The sequence below is a fragment of the Sphingobacterium sp. 1.A.4 genome (genome assembly GCF_002734245.1).
Lineage (GTDB): Bacteria > Bacteroidota > Bacteroidia > Sphingobacteriales > Sphingobacteriaceae > Sphingobacterium > Sphingobacterium tenebrionis.
Map to the genome: position 1 here is coordinate 94,732 of NZ_PEAZ01000096.1, position 17,626 is coordinate 112,357.

A 17,626-nucleotide genomic window follows, 5' to 3' on the forward strand; every position below is an offset into this window, starting at 1 on the left:
TTTCCATTATACAATAACATGTAATTACAAAATAGGATAAAAAATTATAATCATGGAAAAGAATAGAAATGGATTAGTGGCATTCGCCCTACTAGGATTAGCTGTCGGAACTGCTGCATATTATTTATTAGGAACAGAGGATGGTAAAAAGCAATTAGACCGTGCAAACGACGGAATCAAGAGCTTAACAAAATCCATTAAAGATCTTTCTAAAAAAGAAGCAAAACGTGCTTCTAAATTTGCAAAATCCGCAAAAGAAGATTTAGAGAACTTAAAAGACCGTGCTAAAAATGCAGGTAGAGAAGCATTAGACAAAGCTTCTTCAAAAGCTAACGAATGGGCTGGCCGTGCATCAGATGCAGCACAAGGCATGGCTGACAAAGCAAACGATGTTGCTGATAAAGCGAAATCAGAAATTAAAAACGCTTAATTTCTAGACATCCGTCTTGGCTAGACAGATTGATTTGTATCTTTGCATATCATGGATCTGTTAACACAAGTCAAGACTTTAATATATAAGGATGTTTTATTGGAATGGCGTTCTAAATACGCTATCAATAGCATTCTTCTTTACGTAGTATCCACGGTATTTGTTTGTTATCAATCATTCCAATCCGTGGATACTTCTGTTTGGAACACCCTGTTCTGGATCATTCTTCTTTTCGCGGCCATCAATGCCATGAGCCGTTCCTTCCTTCAGGAAACCGGTAATAGACAACTTTATTATTATAGCATGGTAAGCCCAAAAGCAATAATTTTGGCAAAGATCATCTATAATTCCTTGATCATGATCTTAATGACAGGGATCGCTTTTATTGTTTACAACCTGATTTTTAGAACCCCGATCGGCAATCTACCTGTTTATTTGTTGAGTATTTTTTTAGGCAGCATTTCCTTTGCTACAGTATTTACCATGGTAGCAGGGATCAGTGCGAAAGCTGGAAACAACAGCACCATCATGGCCATCCTCAGTTTTCCGGTAATCATCCCCCTATTGATCGTCCTCATCAAATTATCAAAAGCTGCTGCCATAGGCGGTGTGATCGCTGATAGTTGGGGAGATATTGCTGTATTATTGGCAATTAATATAGTTACTATTGCCATTTCTTTGCTGTTATTTCCTTACCTTTGGCGAGATTGATTTTTTTGTTCTTATGAGAAAAAGTTGGTGGAAAATTCTTGCAGTTGTCATGGTTGCAAGTACCGTAGTTGCTGGTTTATTAGGTCCAGTACCCGTTTTGTACATCTTGAATGAAACCATCAGAAATGTGTATTTCCATGTACCTATGTGGTTTACCATGATGATTTTATACCTGATCTCCTTAATTTATAGCATCAAATACTTGAATACCGGAAAAAGAGAGCATGATTTTATGGCGGTAGAAGCTGTAAATACGGGTGTTATCTTCTGTTTTTGCGGTTTATTGACAGGTATGCTTTGGGCAAATTTCACCTGGGGAACCCCTTGGACGAATGACCCCCAATTGAATGGGGCGGCCATTGCAACCTTGATGTATCTGGCCTACCTAGTTTTAAGGAATGCCCTTGAAGAAGAACAAAAACGCGCCAAAATATCAGCCATCTATAATATTTTCGCTTTTCCGATCATGTTTGTGCTGATTTATATCCTCCCAAAAATGAATGATTCGCTTCACCCAGGTAGTGGTGGAAACTCCACTTTTGGGGACTTGGATATGGACAATTATATGCGACCGGTATTTTATACAGCGGTAATCGGTTGGATTTTGATCGGTACCTGGATTGCCACCCTACGTTATAGAATTCGATTAATAGAAGATAAAAGAAATAGTTTTTAATACAATGAGAAATTTCCTATACACTCTTTTTGCACTGCTTTTTAGCTTTGGGACAGCGTTCGCGCAAGAAAAGGTTCCTATGGCCGAAGGCCTTCGTTCTGAAGGAAAAATCTATGTGGTTGTTTTGGTGATGTTGGTGATTTTCTTGGTGGTTGCCATCTACCTTTTCACCATCGACCGTAAAGTCAGCAAATTAGAAAAAGACAAATAGCATATAGCGTATGTTAATCAACCAACATCGGACATTATCAGGGCTGAATGTTTTCCTGGTTATTCTTGTTGGGACGGTACTATGCCTTGGGGTATATCTACACTTGCCGGAGAAACTTACTCCCGTGCTTTTTGAACCCGGCATCAGTAACCTTTTAGGTTTTCAGATCGGGGCGGAATTATCCCCACAATCTAATGTGTTCATCACATTAATCTTGACCATCCTCCAAGCTTTCTATCTAAATAGGGTTGTCAATCATTTCAACCTCCTTGGAAAACCAAACTTCCTGACGGCCTTGATGTTCATGACCTTGGTCAGTGTGTTCATACCGTTTTTGGTATTATCCCCCACCCTTATCTGTAATTTTATCACCATTTGGATGGTGCAGAAGCTGTTCAATATCTATAAACACGCAGATGTTAAGGGGATCATGTTTGACTTGGGCTTATTGGTTGCATTGGGAAGCCTGATCTATTTTCCATTTATTGTGATGCTTTTGCTCATTTGGGCAAGCTTGGTAATTTTTAGAGCATTCTCCTGGAGAGAATGGATTACGCCTTTATTGGGTGTAACTGTTGTTTATTTCCTATTGGCCGTTTGTTATTATTGGCTGGAAAGAATGAATGAGTTCTATGAAATCTTTAGACCATTCACCTATTCCCTTCCAACTCGATTGAATATGGATGTACATGATTATTTTGTACTGATTCCTATCGTGGTGGCTATTGGAGGGTTTTTATTTATATTAAAGGATAATTTTTTCAAGAGCGTTGTCCAGGTCCGAAAGAGTTTCCAATTATTGTTCGTGATGCTAATCCTCATCTTTGGATCATTCTATCTAAACCCGGATAAATCGGTAAACCATTTTTTATTGACCATTCCAGCGCTTTCCATTTATCTGGCCTACTTCTTTACCTATGCGAAGATAAAATGGTTTTATGAAACCTTGTACTTGATTATATTGGCCACCATAATCTATTTTCAGTTTTTCTAAAAACCTGACAGTTAGCTGTTTAACCTTTTTTAACAACAAAATCTTACGTGGTTATTAAAAATTAGATAGTTTTGTAGCGAAATTTTAGCCTAAACAGGGCCATTATTATTTTAAAGTTGATACAATTGAGACGAATATTTACACACAAAAACCTGCTTACAGCATTGGGTATTGGGGTACTGATGTTGGGCTTTACGGAGGTTAAAGCACAGTCATCTACTTCACACTCACCTTACTCACAATATGGTTTGGGACAGATGAGGGAGGATCTATTGCCTCAAACTCGCGCAATGGGCGGAATTTCCAGTGGTGTTCGTTATCAAGGTGGTCTACCAATCTTAAACATGGCAAACCCTGCCAGTTATTCTGCATTAAACAGAACGATTTTAGATGCTGGTCTATATGGCAACTTCACCCAATTGGCTAAATCTGGTTCTACTGGTAAAACAGCAGACTTTGCATTCAGCCATTTTGCCTACGGTTTTTCCTTGAATAAACAGAATGGTCCAAAAGTAGGTGGTGTGTCTTTCGGTTTGATGCCTTATTCGGATGTAGGTTATAATGTAAAATCTGCTCGTCAGATTGATAATATCCCTTACCAAACCAGTTTGGTAGGTGAAGGTGGTATCAACAAAGCCTATGTAGGATATGGGGTTTCTCCATTTGCTGGTTTCAGCATTGGGGCAAATGCCGGTTTTCTTTTTGGAAACCTTTTCGATAAAGCAATGATCCAATTCCCATATGAAGCAGGGATGTATAATACCTCAGAAACCATTACCCAACAAATTAGAGGGGCTACTTTTGACTACGGAGCACAATATTTCAAAGCATTGGGCAACAAAGTCAATTTTACCATAGGTTATTCAGGTTCATTGAACAATACCGTAAATAGTAAGACCACTTCTTTAGTTACCCTGACCCAAACTGATGCAACAGATCCTGATGGCGAACAAGTGGCTATCGATACTTCCGCATTTACACCACTTTCAAACAGAAACTTAAATCTACCTCTAAAACACAGTGTTGGATTTACCTTGAGCAAAGGTATCAACTGGAGTATTGGAGCTGATTTTAAATATGCCGATTGGTCAAAATATCATACCGAAATGGGTGAGCCACCTTTGGGCAAAAACATCGGAATTGCAGTTGGTGGACAGTTTAAACCAGACGCTACTTCATTAAAATATTTGAACCTGGTTGATTATCGTTTAGGATTTAGGTATAATAAAACACATATTTCGGTAGATAACCACCGTATTTCCGATATGGCGATTACCGTAGGTATGGGATTCCCATTACCAGAGACGAATTTTGGTAGAACATTCTCGAATGTGAATGTTTCAGCAGAATTTGGTCAACAAGGCACCATGAACAACAACCTGGTTAGAGAGCGTTATATCAACATCAACCTAGGGTTTACCATCAATGATGCTTGGTTCCAGAGAAGAAGTTACGATTAACATGAAAATTAATTCATTGAAAATATCATCAATTTTGCCCCTATCAATGTTATTGTTAGGGGCAATCTTGTCAATTGCCTGCGAAAACGACCAAAAAGATATCGATCGATTGGCCAATATCGAAGCAGAAGAGGCTGTTGATATTTCCAAGCATGTTACTGTGATTTACAGCGACTCTGCAAAAGTGAAAGCAGAGTTGAAAGCGCCCGAAATGCGCCAATACCACGATTCCGCACGAGTAGGAAATATGGAGTTTCAAAAAGGATTGCTCTTGATTTTTTATGGACCAGACGGGAAAGAGTCACAGCGCATCACTTCCAATTATGGTGTCCTAAAACAACAGGAAGGGATCACGGAATTCCGAAAGAATGTGGTGATCACCTTGGCGAATGGTTCCATTCTGAATACCGAGGAATTGATCCATGACGATAAACAGAAAAAATACTATGGAAGTCAACCTATTTCAGCCATTTTCACAGATGGCCGCGGGAACATGCAAGGAACTTCCTTTACTTCAGATCTCGATTTTAACATGATCGAATGGACCAATGGAACAGGCTTGATTTATATGCAGAACAACTCGGGATTTCCGGGTTTAGGGAACTAAAATAAATTTTTACACTTTTTTTCATAAAAGTTGTATCTTGCGCCTTGTTTTTTAACAAACACAATTAAGTAAACAAATCAAGCATTTATAACAAAAATATAGAATACAGTTATGGGATTAATGAGCTATTTGCGGAACCGTGCGGGGCTAGTCATATTCGTGATCGGTTTAGCAATTATCGCGTTTTTATTAGGAGACATCATCAACATGGGTACTCCATTTTGGCGTGCTAGTCAATCTGAAGTAGGAAATGTGAATGGTGAAAGTATAGATTACAACGAATTCAACCAACAAGTTGAACAAACTGCAGCGAGATTCGCGCAGCAAATGGGTGGTCAAAATACCCCTCAGATGCAAAGTTATGCGGTTCAACAAGTATGGAACCAATATTTGACCCAAGAGTTGATCAAACAAGAGATCGAGAAAATCGGTATCGAAGTAGGTAAAGATGAATTGAACAACTTAGTGACCGGAAACAATCCGTCCATGTTGATCGCACAATACTTTACCAATCCTCAAACTGGTCAGATCGACAAAGCATCCATCAACGCGGTGATGCAACAAGCAAAACAAGATCCTAACACCAAAAGAGAATGGGAAGCTTTATTGGAAAGCATCAAAACAGATCGTTTATTCCAAAAATACAGCACATTGGTGAACAATAGCGTATATACAACCGCTTTGGAAGCGCAATACGATTACAATTCCCGTAATAAATTAGCGAACTTCAAATACGTGATGTTGGATTATGCTTCCATCGCAGATGCACAAGTAAAATTGACAGATGCTGATTACAAGGAATATTACGACAAAAACAAGAACGCATTCAAGAACCAAGAGGAATCCCGTAACATTGAATACGTACTTTTTGACGCACGTCCAAACCAAGCTGATACAGCTTTAGCCACTGCAGCTATCCAAAAATTAAAAACAGATTTACAGGCATCAACCAATGATTCTTCATTTGTAACTGTAAACTCAGAAAGAAAATACCCAGTTACGTATTACGGAAAGAACCAATTAAGCGCAGCTTTGGATTCTGTGGTTTTCAACGCAGCTCCAGGCACCGTAGTTGGTCCTTACCTAACACAGAACGTATATGAAATCGCGAAGGTAATCAACGTAAAGATGAGCCCTGACTCGGTTAATGCAAGCACGATCGTCATCAACCCAGCAACTGAGGGTGGCGTGGATAAAGCGATTGCCAAAGCAGACTCTATCAAAAACTTAATTACTGCTGGCGGAAACTTCTCTACCCTGGCATTGGAATTCAGTGCTGATCCGAATTCAAAAACCAATGGAGGTGAAATCGGAACATTGGTTAGAGGTCAGATCCCAGAATTAGATGCTATCTTATTTGATGGTCAAACGGGCGATGTTAAAGTGGTTCCTACCAACAATGGTGTTCACATTGTAAAAGTGAACAGACAGATCGGTAGTTCAAAAATTGCCAAGTTAGCTATCGTTGATAAATCAATCGTTTCTGGAAAAGAAACTACTGATGCAGCATATTCTAAAGCCAACAAATTCTTCTCCGCATTGAACGGAACCAATTTTGAGGAAGTAGCAAAACAACAAAACTTGACCATCCTTAAAAACGAAGGAACAAAAGCAATGGACAACAGTTTCGGCGCGGTTGAAATCCCTCGTGAATTAAGCCGTTGGGCATTTGAAGCGAAAGCTGGAACAAATGGAGACAAAGTATTCGAAACGGCAGATAACTTTATCGTTGCTCGTGTTACAGATATCCAACCAAAAGGAATCCAACCATTAGAGTCGGTTAAGAAATTGATCGAGCCGGTTGTAAAGAATTTGGTGAAGGCTCGTATGTTGAAAGAGAAGATGAACAATGCATTGAATGGTTCAACTTCCATCGACCAAGTGGCTCAAAAATTAGGCAAGAACGCACAATCTGTTGAGAATGTTGTTCTAGCTAACCCAGTTATTCCTGGTGTAGCAGTTGAAAACGCAGTTGTAGGTACCGTATTCGGATTACAGCCTAACAAACCATCAAAATCTATTGAAGGTTCTCAAGGTGTATATGCTGTTCAGGTATTAGGATTCGTAAATCCAAAAGCTTTGGCGGGTGAAGAATTAACCGCTCAACAAAAGCAAATTACAGCGTCTAAAGCTCAACGTGATCAGAACGTAATTTTCCAAGCTTTGCAGGATAACGCTAAGATTGTTGACAATCGTATTAAATTCTATTAGTAAAGAATAGTTAAATTTGTTGCTGGGTAACCCAAAGTTGCCCAGCTTTTTTTATTTTTAGAGAAATGGATATTCAAGAGAACATTGTAAATAAAGTAGCCCAAAGTGGTTTGGTGACCATAGATTTGGCTAAATATGCCCCAACAGCTCCTATTGTCATCTACGATATCAAGGAGAACCTCTTTCATGGATTGATCCTGAAGGAAAAGGATTTCCGGGAATTCATCAAAACACATGATTGGTCGCAATATGCAGGCAAGCACATCGGTATTGTATGTACTGCCGATGCGATTGTCCCTACATGGGCTTATATGTTGTTGACGAACAAACTGGTGGAGCATGCTCTTTCCGTACATTTTGGAGATGAGGATAAGGTGCGTCAGGATTTATTTGAGCAAGAATTAGCAAGATTAGATTATAGTGTATACCAGGATGAGCGTATCGTCGTAAAGGGATGTGGAGATATCTTTGTTCCAGAATCGGCTTTCGTGACCTTTACAGCCCAATTAAGTAAAGTAGCCAAGAGCATCATGTATGGCGAGCCATGCTCTACTGTACCTGTGTTTAAGCGTAAAACTTAAACTATTTATTCAACCCACGGTCTTAGTTATATGAAAAGAATTATTTCAGCCCTAGTCTTGTTTATTACGCTGACCACTATTGGTCAGGCACAAACATTACCATACTTATCAGAACCCACTTTCAAAGCCGGCGAGGTATTGAAATACAAACTGCGTTATGGCTTTATGTCAGCGGCTACAGGTACCCTATCCGTAAAACAATCAAAATATAATTTTGGTAATATGGATGCGGTACATCTATCTGCCTTTGGTCAAACATCAGGGGCATTTTCAAAATTCTATACCGTAAAGAATCAATATGATTCCTATATAGACCAAAAGAATTTCCTACCGATCCTGTATACCGAAAATATTCGGGAGAACAATTATCGTCGGGTGGAGTATGCTACTTTCGACCATAAAACAAAGAAAGTAAAAGGTAAAAAAGGGACTTTCACCAGTCCTACCCAGCAAACATTCGATTTGGTCTCTGCTTATTACTTCTCGCGTAACCTTGATTTCTCCACGTTGAAAAAAGGCGATAAATTCAAGATTACTTATTTCTTGAATGATGAGGTCGCACAATTGGGTGTGGAATATATCGGTGTAGAGAAGGTCAAATCTGTTCTTGGAACATTAGAGTGTATCAAGCTGAGTCCTGAAATTTCTCCAGGAAGAATCTTTAAAAAGAACAGTCGTTTGTATCTTTGGGTTACGAATGATGGAAACCGTATCCCCGTTAAAGCGCAAGTAGATATTCTAATTGGCTCTGTAACGATGGATTTGGTTAGTGCAGATGGCTTAAAATTCCCGTTAGGCCAACGGGTTAGTTATTCAAAATAAAAATGATTGAAGTAGGAAATGTACTTGTTCACGAGGATATCGTGAACAACGATTTTGTTTGTAACCTGAGCAAATGCAAAGGGGTTTGCTGTATTGAAGGCGATTCTGGCGCACCATTGACAGAGGCGGAAACAACAATCCTGGAAGAAATTTATCCTAAAGTAAAGCCTTATCTAACCGAAAAAGGCATAAAAGCCATTGAGGAGCAAGGTAAATATGTGGTAGATTCCGATGGCGATCTGACCACCACCTGTGTAGATGGCAATAAAGAATGTGCCTATGTAACCTGGGAAAACGGTATTACCAAGTGTGGTATTGAAAAAGCCTATGAAATGGGCGATGTGCAGTGGAAAAAGCCTATTTCCTGTCACCTCTACCCTATCCGTGCTACCCACTACCCTGAATTTGATGTACTGCATTACGATCGTTGGTATATCTGTAAAGATGCCTGTACATTCGGTCAAGAATTGAAGGTCCCGGTCTATAAATTCCTAAAAGACCCTTTGATTCGAGAATATGGTGAAGATTGGTATAAACAGCTTGAAATTACCTTAGCTTCCCAAGCATAATTTTATTATTTTTATGGTCAATTTCAGGGATTATTAATGGTCTTAAACCATTTTCATGTTAACAATAGACGAAATACAACTTCCTATTAAAGAACATCTCAAGCGCTTCGAAAAAACCTTTAAGGATTCGATGCGTAGTTCCGTTCCTTTATTAGATAAAATTACAAGGTATATTATTAAGCAAAAAGGAAAACAGATGCGTCCGATGTTTGTTTTCTTTTCTGCTGGCGTATGTGGTGGCATCACCGAGGCAACCTATCATGGAGCATCCTTAGTGGAACTATTGCATACGGCTTCTTTGGTGCATGATGATGTAGTGGACAATGCCAATGAAAGAAGAGGATTCTTTTCTATCAATGCACTTTGGAAAAACAAAGTTGCGGTTTTGGTAGGCGATTTTCTGCTTTCCCAAGGATTATTATTATCCGTAAAACACAAAGAATTTGATATATTGCGAATTGTTTCCGAGGCGGTTCAGCAGATGTCGGAGGGGGAACTCCTTCAGATCGAGAAAGCCAGACATCTTGACATCAAGGAATCCATCTATTTTGAGGTGATCCGAAAAAAAACAGCATCCCTGATCGCTTCATGTTGTGCCTGCGGAGCATCTTCTGCGGGAGCAGATGAAGAAACCGTGGAAAAACTAAGGCTGTTTGGCGAAAAGGTGGGTATTGCTTTTCAAATTAAAGATGACCTTTTCGACTTTGGATTGGATGATGTGGGCAAGCCCGTAGGAAATGACATCAAGGAAAAGAAAATGACGCTGCCATTGATACATGCGTTATCAACGGTGGATAAAAGCCAAAAAAGAAAGATCATCAACCTGGTGAAGAACCATAATGAAGATCCAGAAAAAGTAGCAGAGGTGATCAACTTTGTGAAGATAAACGGTGGAATGGAATATGCAACCGAAAAAATGATGCAATATCAACAGGAAGCATTTGACATATTAGCCGAAATCCCGAACGGTGGGGAATATAAAACCGGATTAGAACAACTCGTTAAGTATACTACAGAAAGAAAGAAATAAACATCTACCATGAGCCACGAAGCACTCTTTATGATCGGATTTATAATTTTTATAATTCTGATGTTAGCAATTGACCTGGGACTATTTTCCAAAAGCGATAAACCTGTATCCTTAAAAGTGGCCGCCATTATGAGTGCCATCTGGGTTACTTTTGCGCTTTTATTTGGTCTATTACTTTATTATTGGGGAAATGAGCTGCATAATGTGCATGATATGGCACGGCTCAAAGAGGTCGTCGCCAAACACCTGCATAATATCACCATTAATGAAAACGACCTCGTTGGAAGTCTTCAGGCCTATAATAAGAACCTTACACTCGAATACCTAACCGGTTATGTAGTAGAATATGCTCTTTCGGTAGATAATATCTTCGTTATGGTATTGCTGTTCAGTTCCTTTGGTATTCCAGAAAAGTATTACCATAAAGTATTGGTATGGGGTATCCTAGGTGCCATCATCATGCGTTGTATCTTCATTTTCGTAGGTGCGGCATTGATTACCAAATTTGGATGGATCCTATATGTATTCGGTGCATTCTTGGTGTACACCGGGTTTACCATGTACATGAACAGAAATAAAGAAGAGGAAGTGGATCCAGAAAACCACCCTGTGGTTAAGTTCATGTCCAAAAGATTCAAAGTAACCCATAAGTTGGATCAAGGAAATTTCTTCCATGTAGAAAATGGCGAGAAATACATGACTCCCCTATTCTTGGTGTTATTGGTGATTGAATTTACCGACTTGATCTTTGCGGTGGATTCGATCCCTGCGATCTTCTCGGTAACCAAAGACCCTTATATTGTATTCTTCTCGAATATTTTTGCAATCCTAGGATTACGTTCGATGTTCTTCCTATTGATCAACATCATCCACAAATTCCATTACCTAAAAGTAGGTTTAGCATTCTTATTGATCTTCATCGGTCTGAAAATGCTATTGCATAGCTACTTGAAAGAATGGGGCTTTACCACCACCCATTCCCTTATCGTCATTCTGGGAATCCTAGCGTTGAGTATCATCGCATCCCTGATGTTTCCGAAGAAACAAGATTTTGAAAAATCCTAATCATATAAACAGGCTCCGAAAAGGGGCCTGTTTTAGTATGTGCTAATATTTTTACAAAGAGTGGCCTAGCTACTCTTTATTATTTTATAAATTCGTACACAGTTTTTTAATATTATAATAACATGAATTGGAGTAAATCTATTCTTTTTGCAGCAGCTCTATTTGCTACAACCCAAACATTCGCACAAGACAACTTAATAAATGCCTTAAAAGGCAATGCCAGCGACAACAGTAAGGCAGGATTCAAGTTCACGGAAGTGATCAACCTTGGAAACACTTCTATTAAGGACCAAGGATCATCTGGTACCTGTTGGTCTTATTCTGGAAACTCCTTCTTAGAATCCGAGATGATCCGAATGGGCAAGGAACCAGTGAATATTTCCCAGATCTATACTGCCCGTAATACCTACATTGAAAAAGCAAAGAACTTTGTGCGTCTGCATGGACAACAGGCACAAGGCGACGGCGGCCAATTGCATGATGTATTGACTATTTTCAGAAAATACGGTGCAGTACCTTACGAGGCGTATACCGGATTGCCTGAAGGACAGACACGCAATAACTTTGGGGAGATGAGCCCAATCCTTCAATCCATCACAGAATCTGTGGCAAAAAGTAAGAAACCAGGAGCAAACTGGATCAATTCATTTACTGCGGCGATGGATTCTTATCTAGGAAAAGTACCTGAATCCTTCCAATACAAAGGAAAAACCTATACCCCACGTACATTTGCCGATCAAGTAGTGGGTATCAATCCAGATGATTATGTAGGGATCTCTTCTTTTGAAGAGCATGCTTTATACAAACCATTTGTCCTATTGATCCCTGACAACTGGTCTTTCGAAAGTTTCTATAACGTGAAGATCAATGATCTTACCGATATCATCGACCAAGCTTTGGAAAAAGGATTCACAGTAGCATGGGCAACTGACGTATCCGAGAAAAGCTTCAGCTGGAAGAATGGCGTAGCTTATGTGCCAGAAAAACCGATCGAGCAAATGAGTAAAGAAGAGTTGGATAATATGTTCAACGGTCCGAAACCAGAAGCGAAGATCACTCCTGCGCAACGTCAAGAAGCTTTTGACAACTATACCACAACCGATGACCACGGAATGCACATCGTAGGTTTGGTAAAAGATCAGAACGGAAAAGAATATTATATCGTTAAGAACTCATGGGGAACTACCAACGATTATAAAGGTTATATGTATGCAACAAAAGAGTTTGTTCGCTATAAAACTATCTCTTTGTTATTGCACAAAAAAGCATTAACCAAAGAAATGCAGAAGCAATTAGCTATCTAAAAAATGTTAAATCTTTTAAAGTCCTTGTCTCTACAAGGACTTTTTTGTTAATAATGGTTACTTTAGTTAAATATTTAGAAATGTAAAGTTAATTATGAAAAAGCTAATATTCATTTTATTCACGCTCCCTTTCTTGGTTTTTGCACAGGAAAAAGGTATTCACTTTGAGCACAATACCACTTGGGCCAAGGTTAAGGAGAAAGCCAAAAAGGAAAATAAGTTCATTTTCGTGGATGCATTTACCACCTGGTGTGGCCCATGTAAATACATGTCGGATAACATTTTCCCACAGGAAAAAGTGGGAACATTTTTCAATGAAAAATTTGTGAACCTGAAGATTCAAATGGATGAAACCCCAGGGGATAACGAGGATGTGAAATCTTGGAGAGCCGAAGCAAAACGATTCGCAAAAGATTACGCCATTGCCGCTTATCCTACCTTTTTAATCTTTAATCCAAATGGCGAATTGGTTCACCGTATTGTAGGTGGTGGCGAAGCTGATGAGTTTATCGCTATGACCAAAGAAAGCTTTGACCCGAGTACGCAATATGAAACCATCGTTAAAAAATACAAGGCTAATCCTAAGGATGTCGAAGCCGCCAAAGCCATGGCAAAAGCAGCAACAAAGGCATATGACAAAAATACTGCAGCAGAAGCTATTGCTTCCATTATAGAGAATTCCAGTGCTGATGCCGTTTTAACGAAGGAATTTATTCCTATGTTGAGATCATCCATTACAAGTGTGGATAATAAGGCATTTGAATTGATTCGCAATAACAAGGCAAAAGTAGACGAAGTGATGGGTGCAGGAAAAGCGGATGCCATGTTAGGAACTGCCGTAATTAATTCGGTACTTATGCCTAAATTACGTGCTTCTCAAACGGATAATTTTGACCAAGCAGCAGAAGAGGCTATTAAGGCTTATCCGGATTTGAAATTGTAAGAGTCCTTCATGACCTTCAAGCCTAATTATTATAGAGCTAAAAAGGACTGGACCAAGTACAGAGAGGCCGTAAATCATTTAATTGCATCAGGAGCCGCGGTTTCCGAAACACAACTGAACAGTTTTGCCTGGACTATCTTTGAAAACTGTACCGATCCGGTATGTTTAGAAGCAGCCTTGGCCTGGAGCAAAAAATCCTTGGAAAAGAAAGAAAATCCGCAATATTTAGATACCTATGCAAACATTCTGCATAAATCTGGAAAAACCAAAGAGGCCATTGCGATCCAAGAAAAAGCGATCAGCTTAGCAGCTGCGGATGAAAAAGCAGACTATGAATCAAATTTGGCCTTAATGAAAAAAGGACTCCCTACTTGGGAAACTGAATAAGGGACACCGATATGGAGCTGCTTCAATAGCAGTGGCCAAAATAAAAAGGATTCTTGTTGTCCAAAACTTAATCGATGGACAGCAAGAATCCTTTTCTTATTTCACTATTTTAATTATTTCACATCCCGATAACCCACCTTCATATTCTGGAACATGAAAGCCCATTTATCAGTATGCTCTGCAATAACCATAGCAGTTGATTTTCCGGCACCATGACCAGCTTTTGTATCGATACGGATCAGCATCGGATTAGTTCCCTTATTATATTCTTGCAAGCGCGCAGCGAATTTAAAGGAATGCGCGGGTACTACGCGGTCATCATGATCGGCCGTAGTAACCATCGTCGCAGGATAATCTACCCCTTGTTTCAAGGCATGGTAAGGCGAATATTTATACAAGTAATTGAACATTTCCGCATTATCATCTGCTGTTCCATAATCAAATGCCCATCCAGCACCTGCCGTAAACTTATGATAACGCAACATATCCAACACCCCTACTGCCGGAAAGGCTACTTTAAATAATTCCGGGCGTTGCGTCATTGCTGCACCGACCAACAACCCTCCATTGGAACCACCCGCAATCGCCAATTTTTCCGAAGAGGTATATTTCTCCTTTATCAGGTATTCTGCTGCGGCAATGAAATCATCAAATACATTCTGTTTATTCAATTTGGTACCTGCTACGTGCCAAGTCTGCCCATATTCACCACCGCCACGCAGGTTAGCCACCGCATACACGCCACCCTGTTCCAATAGGATTACATTACTGGTACTGAAAGAAGGCGTCAAACTGATGTTGAAACCTCCATAACCGTACAGCATCGTAGGGTTGGTCCCATCCAATTTGATTCCTTTTTTATAGGTAATGATCATCGGAACTTTAGTACCATCCTTAGAGGTGTAGAAAACCTGTTTCGATTCGTAGTTGGCAGGATCGAATTTAATCGCTGAAGCTTTATACACTTCTGATTTACCTGAAGCAATATCATATTTATAGATGGTTCCTGGATTTACATAATTCGTAAAGGAATAATACAGGGATTTTTCATCCTTTTTGGCACCAAATCCTGAAGCGGTACCCACACCCGGTAATTCTACCTCATGCTCCAATTTGCCTTGTCTATCGTATTGTTTGACAAGCGTGGTCGCATCTTTCAAATAATTAGCGAAGATTTTACCTCCACCAGTAGAAGGGCTCAACACCTGTTCCGTCTCCGGAATCAGATCCTTCCAATTTTCCTGCGTAGGTGTAGCAAAACTGGTCTGCACCAATCTACCGTTCGGCGCATTCAACTCGGTATAGATGATCAGGTTATCGCCTTCATTATCCAATACATAATGGTTGGACTCCATGTTGTTCACAATCGGAACAAAATCTGAACCCGGATTCTTCAGGTCTTTGATGTACAACTCATTTCCCGATGTGGCATTAGCCGCCGTAACGATCAGGAACCTTTCATCCTCGGTCAATCCCGCACCGATATATCTACGCGGGGTGGTTGGCCCACCAAAGATCAAGGCATCAGAAGATTGGGCAGTGTTCAGCTTATGGAAATACAGCTTATGCTGGTCGGTCATTGCCGACAAAGCAGATCCTTCTTTCGGTTTATCGTAAGATGAATAATAAATCCCTTCATTTCCCTGCCAAGCAAGGCCGCTGAATTTCACATTCGTCAGGGTATCCCCTACGATCGAATTATCCTTCGTGTTGATGATGATGACCTTAGTCCAATCAGAACCTCCTTCAGATAGCTGATAGGCCGCCAATGAACCATCTTTGCTAAATGATAATCCTGCCAAAGAGGTCGTACCATCATTAGAAAACTTATTCGGATCCAAGAAAACTTCTTCTTTCCCATCATCTCCTTTTTTACGATAAATGACCGATTGGTTCTGTAAACCATCATTCTTATAAAAATAGGTGTACTCGCCTTCGGTAAAAGGAGCGGAGAATTTTTCATAGTTCCACAGGTTCTCCAACCGTTTTCGGATGTTCTCCCGGAAAGGAATCTGGCTTAAATAATCCTCGGTGACTTCATTTTCAGCTTTTACCCAAGCTTTGGTTTCAGCAGATAGGTCATCTTCCAACCATCGGTAGGGATCTTCCACGGTAACACCAAAATAAGTATCAGTTTGTGTTCCTTTTTCAGTTTTAGGATAGGGTTTCAATGTAATATCGGTTTTTGATTCAATAGCTTTTTCTTGATTACAGGCCGCCAAGCCCAGGACAATGATGCCCAAACAGGTGTATTTCCTCATATCTATTACAATTAGTTTATAACAAAACTAATGATTTAATTTGCTAGTTTTGAACTCATGGGCATACGCAACAAGATTTATTTTGCTTCCGATTTTCATTTAGGATCTTATCCTACTTCACATTCCTTGGATAGGGAGCGCCGAATCGTTGCTTGGTTAGACCATATAAAAACCGATGCAAAAGAACTTTACCTCGTAGGCGATATCTTTGATTTCTGGTTTGAATACGCCTCGGTAGTCCCCAAAGGTTACATTCGTTTTCTTGGCAAACTGGCTGAATTGGCCGATTTAGGTGTTAAGATCACCCTCTTCAAAGGGAACCACGACATGTGGATGTTTGGATACCTCAAACAGGAATTGGGTGCTGAAGTCGTCTCCAATGAAAAGGTTCTTCAAGTAGATGGGAAGCGTTTTTACATACATCATGGCGATGGTCTTGGTCCAGGAGATGCGAAATATAAATTTTTGAAGAAAATTTTTAGATCGCGTTTTTGCCAATGGTTATTTGCCCGCCTGCACCCTAACCTGGGGATAGGTATTGCTACAAGATGGTCGAAACACAGCCGAATCGCCAACAACAATGAAGAAAAGTTTCTTGGCGAAGAAAATGAATGGCTGATCGTGTATTCGAAGGAAATCCTGCAGGGCGAACATTACGATTATTTTATTTTTGGTCACCGGCATCTTCCTTATGAAAGGACCATAGGTAATCAATCCACCATCGTCAACCTTGGCGAATGGATCAATTATAATACTTATGCCGTTTGGGATGGGGAACAATTAACATTGGAAACATGGAGTTCAGGGAAATAGCCGATTCTATTTTTCGATTAGCGTCTTCCGACTTGGAATTATTGGAGGAAATCATCGAAGAGGTCCATGTACCTAAGAATACCAAGCTTATCGAGTCGGAAAAGATCAGCCCATATATTTATTTTCAGAAATCCGGTATCTGCCGAATCTATTACCACAAGGCAGAAAAGGAGATCATTCTTGCCTTTACTTTTCCTGGAGATGCCTTAATCTCTTTGAACAGTTATATCCATAACCAAAGAGGTTATGAAACCATCCAAAGCCTCGAAGATTCTAGCTTATACCGCATTTCCAGCACCGACCTACAAAATCTTTTCCTAAAATCTATCGGAATTGCCAATTGGGGAAGAAAACTGGCTGAATTGGAATCCCTGAAAATTGAGGATAGGTTGATGTTCCGACTGTTTAAATCCTCCCTGGAATCCTATGAAGAGCTATTAAAGAAGGCACCGAACATCACGAATCGCATCAAATTAGGATATATTGCCTCTTACCTAGGAATTAGCCAAGTTACCTTGAGCCGCATCCGGGCGACAAAAAAATAAAATCAT

Annotated in this window: 19 protein-coding genes; 18 read left to right on the forward strand and 1 reads right to left on the reverse strand. The window is 39.8% G+C overall.

The window, feature by feature from the left end; translation table 11 throughout:
- Nucleotides 1–52: 52 nt before the first annotated feature.
- The 16 genes from CRJ00_RS16050 to CRJ00_RS19245 all read left to right on the forward strand — a co-directional run bounded on the left by CRJ00_RS16050 (nucleotide 53) and on the right by CRJ00_RS19245 (nucleotide 14,001).
- Nucleotides 53–430, forward strand: a complete 378-nt coding sequence (locus CRJ00_RS16050) for a YtxH domain-containing protein (protein ID WP_099367762.1) — start codon at nucleotides 53–55, stop codon at nucleotides 428–430.
- A gap of 51 nt (nucleotides 431–481) precedes the next feature.
- Nucleotides 482–1,141 (forward strand): heme exporter protein CcmB, encoded by a 660-nt coding sequence (locus tag CRJ00_RS16055; protein WP_099367763.1) that lies wholly within the window; start codon nucleotides 482–484, stop codon nucleotides 1,139–1,141.
- A gap of 13 nt (nucleotides 1,142–1,154) precedes the next feature.
- Nucleotides 1,155–1,817, forward strand: coding sequence for a cytochrome c biogenesis protein (gene ccsA / locus CRJ00_RS16060; protein ID WP_099367764.1), 663 nt, complete (start codon nucleotides 1,155–1,157; stop codon nucleotides 1,815–1,817).
- 4 nt (nucleotides 1,818–1,821) lie between these two features.
- Nucleotides 1,822–2,028: a CcmD family protein gene (locus tag CRJ00_RS16065; RefSeq protein WP_099367765.1), complete on the forward strand. Its 207-nt coding sequence runs from the start codon at nucleotides 1,822–1,824 to the stop codon at nucleotides 2,026–2,028.
- Nucleotides 2,029–2,038: 10 nt separating this feature from the next.
- Nucleotides 2,039–3,022, forward strand: a complete 984-nt coding sequence (locus CRJ00_RS16070; RefSeq protein WP_099367766.1) for a DUF6427 family protein — start codon at nucleotides 2,039–2,041, stop codon at nucleotides 3,020–3,022.
- Between the two features lie 125 nt (nucleotides 3,023–3,147).
- A complete protein-coding gene (locus CRJ00_RS16075; protein ID WP_257213825.1) occupies nucleotides 3,148–4,482 on the forward strand; it encodes a hypothetical protein in 1,335 nt (444 codons plus the stop codon).
- A 1-nt stretch (nucleotide 4,483) separates the two neighbouring features.
- Nucleotides 4,484–5,089, forward strand: coding sequence for an LPS export ABC transporter periplasmic protein LptC (gene lptC / locus CRJ00_RS16080; protein WP_099367813.1), 606 nt, complete (start codon nucleotides 4,484–4,486; stop codon nucleotides 5,087–5,089).
- A 111-nt stretch (nucleotides 5,090–5,200) separates the two neighbouring features.
- Entirely contained in the window at nucleotides 5,201–7,300 is a 2,100-nt protein-coding gene (locus tag CRJ00_RS16085; protein ID WP_099367768.1) for a peptidylprolyl isomerase, read from the forward strand.
- A gap of 65 nt (nucleotides 7,301–7,365) precedes the next feature.
- A complete protein-coding gene (locus CRJ00_RS16090; RefSeq protein ID WP_099367769.1) occupies nucleotides 7,366–7,881 on the forward strand; it encodes a DUF2480 family protein in 516 nt (171 codons plus the stop codon).
- A 30-nt stretch (nucleotides 7,882–7,911) separates the two neighbouring features.
- Nucleotides 7,912–8,703 (forward strand): DUF3108 domain-containing protein, encoded by a 792-nt coding sequence (locus CRJ00_RS16095; RefSeq protein WP_099367770.1) that lies wholly within the window; start codon nucleotides 7,912–7,914, stop codon nucleotides 8,701–8,703.
- Nucleotides 8,704–8,705: 2 nt separating this feature from the next.
- Nucleotides 8,706–9,272 carry a DUF3109 family protein gene (locus CRJ00_RS16100; RefSeq protein WP_099367771.1) on the forward strand — a complete coding sequence of 189 codons (567 nt, stop codon included), beginning with the start codon at nucleotides 8,706–8,708 and terminating at the stop codon, nucleotides 9,270–9,272.
- 55 nt (nucleotides 9,273–9,327) lie between these two features.
- Nucleotides 9,328–10,302, forward strand: coding sequence for a polyprenyl synthetase family protein (locus CRJ00_RS16105; protein ID WP_099367772.1), 975 nt, complete (start codon nucleotides 9,328–9,330; stop codon nucleotides 10,300–10,302).
- A gap of 9 nt (nucleotides 10,303–10,311) precedes the next feature.
- Nucleotides 10,312–11,367 carry a TerC family protein gene (locus CRJ00_RS16110; RefSeq protein WP_099367773.1) on the forward strand — a complete coding sequence of 352 codons (1,056 nt, stop codon included), beginning with the start codon at nucleotides 10,312–10,314 and terminating at the stop codon, nucleotides 11,365–11,367.
- A gap of 122 nt (nucleotides 11,368–11,489) precedes the next feature.
- Nucleotides 11,490–12,671, forward strand: coding sequence for an aminopeptidase C (locus tag CRJ00_RS16115; RefSeq protein ID WP_099367774.1), 1,182 nt, complete (start codon nucleotides 11,490–11,492; stop codon nucleotides 12,669–12,671).
- Between the two features lie 94 nt (nucleotides 12,672–12,765).
- Complete coding sequence (locus CRJ00_RS16120) at nucleotides 12,766–13,614, forward strand: thioredoxin family protein (protein ID WP_257213826.1); 849 nt, start codon at nucleotides 12,766–12,768, stop codon at nucleotides 13,612–13,614.
- A 9-nt stretch (nucleotides 13,615–13,623) separates the two neighbouring features.
- Nucleotides 13,624–14,001 (forward strand): hypothetical protein, encoded by a 378-nt coding sequence (locus CRJ00_RS19245; RefSeq protein ID WP_257213827.1) that lies wholly within the window; start codon nucleotides 13,624–13,626, stop codon nucleotides 13,999–14,001.
- 113 nt (nucleotides 14,002–14,114) lie between these two features.
- Here the strand turns inward: CRJ00_RS19245 and CRJ00_RS16125 are convergent, their stop codons facing one another.
- Nucleotides 14,115–16,262 carry a prolyl oligopeptidase family serine peptidase gene (locus CRJ00_RS16125; protein ID WP_099367775.1) on the reverse strand — a complete coding sequence of 716 codons (2,148 nt, stop codon included), beginning with the start codon at nucleotides 16,260–16,262 and terminating at the stop codon, nucleotides 14,115–14,117.
- A 57-nt stretch (nucleotides 16,263–16,319) separates the two neighbouring features.
- On the opposite strand from CRJ00_RS16125, the gene CRJ00_RS16130 reads away from it, so the two are divergent.
- Complete coding sequence (locus tag CRJ00_RS16130) at nucleotides 16,320–17,075, forward strand: UDP-2,3-diacylglucosamine diphosphatase (protein WP_099367776.1); 756 nt, start codon at nucleotides 16,320–16,322, stop codon at nucleotides 17,073–17,075.
- A complete protein-coding gene (locus CRJ00_RS16135; RefSeq protein WP_099367777.1) occupies nucleotides 17,057–17,620 on the forward strand; it encodes a Crp/Fnr family transcriptional regulator in 564 nt (187 codons plus the stop codon). Before CRJ00_RS16130 ends, CRJ00_RS16135 begins: the two co-directional genes overlap by 19 nt.
- Nucleotides 17,621–17,626 lie beyond the last annotated feature (6 nt).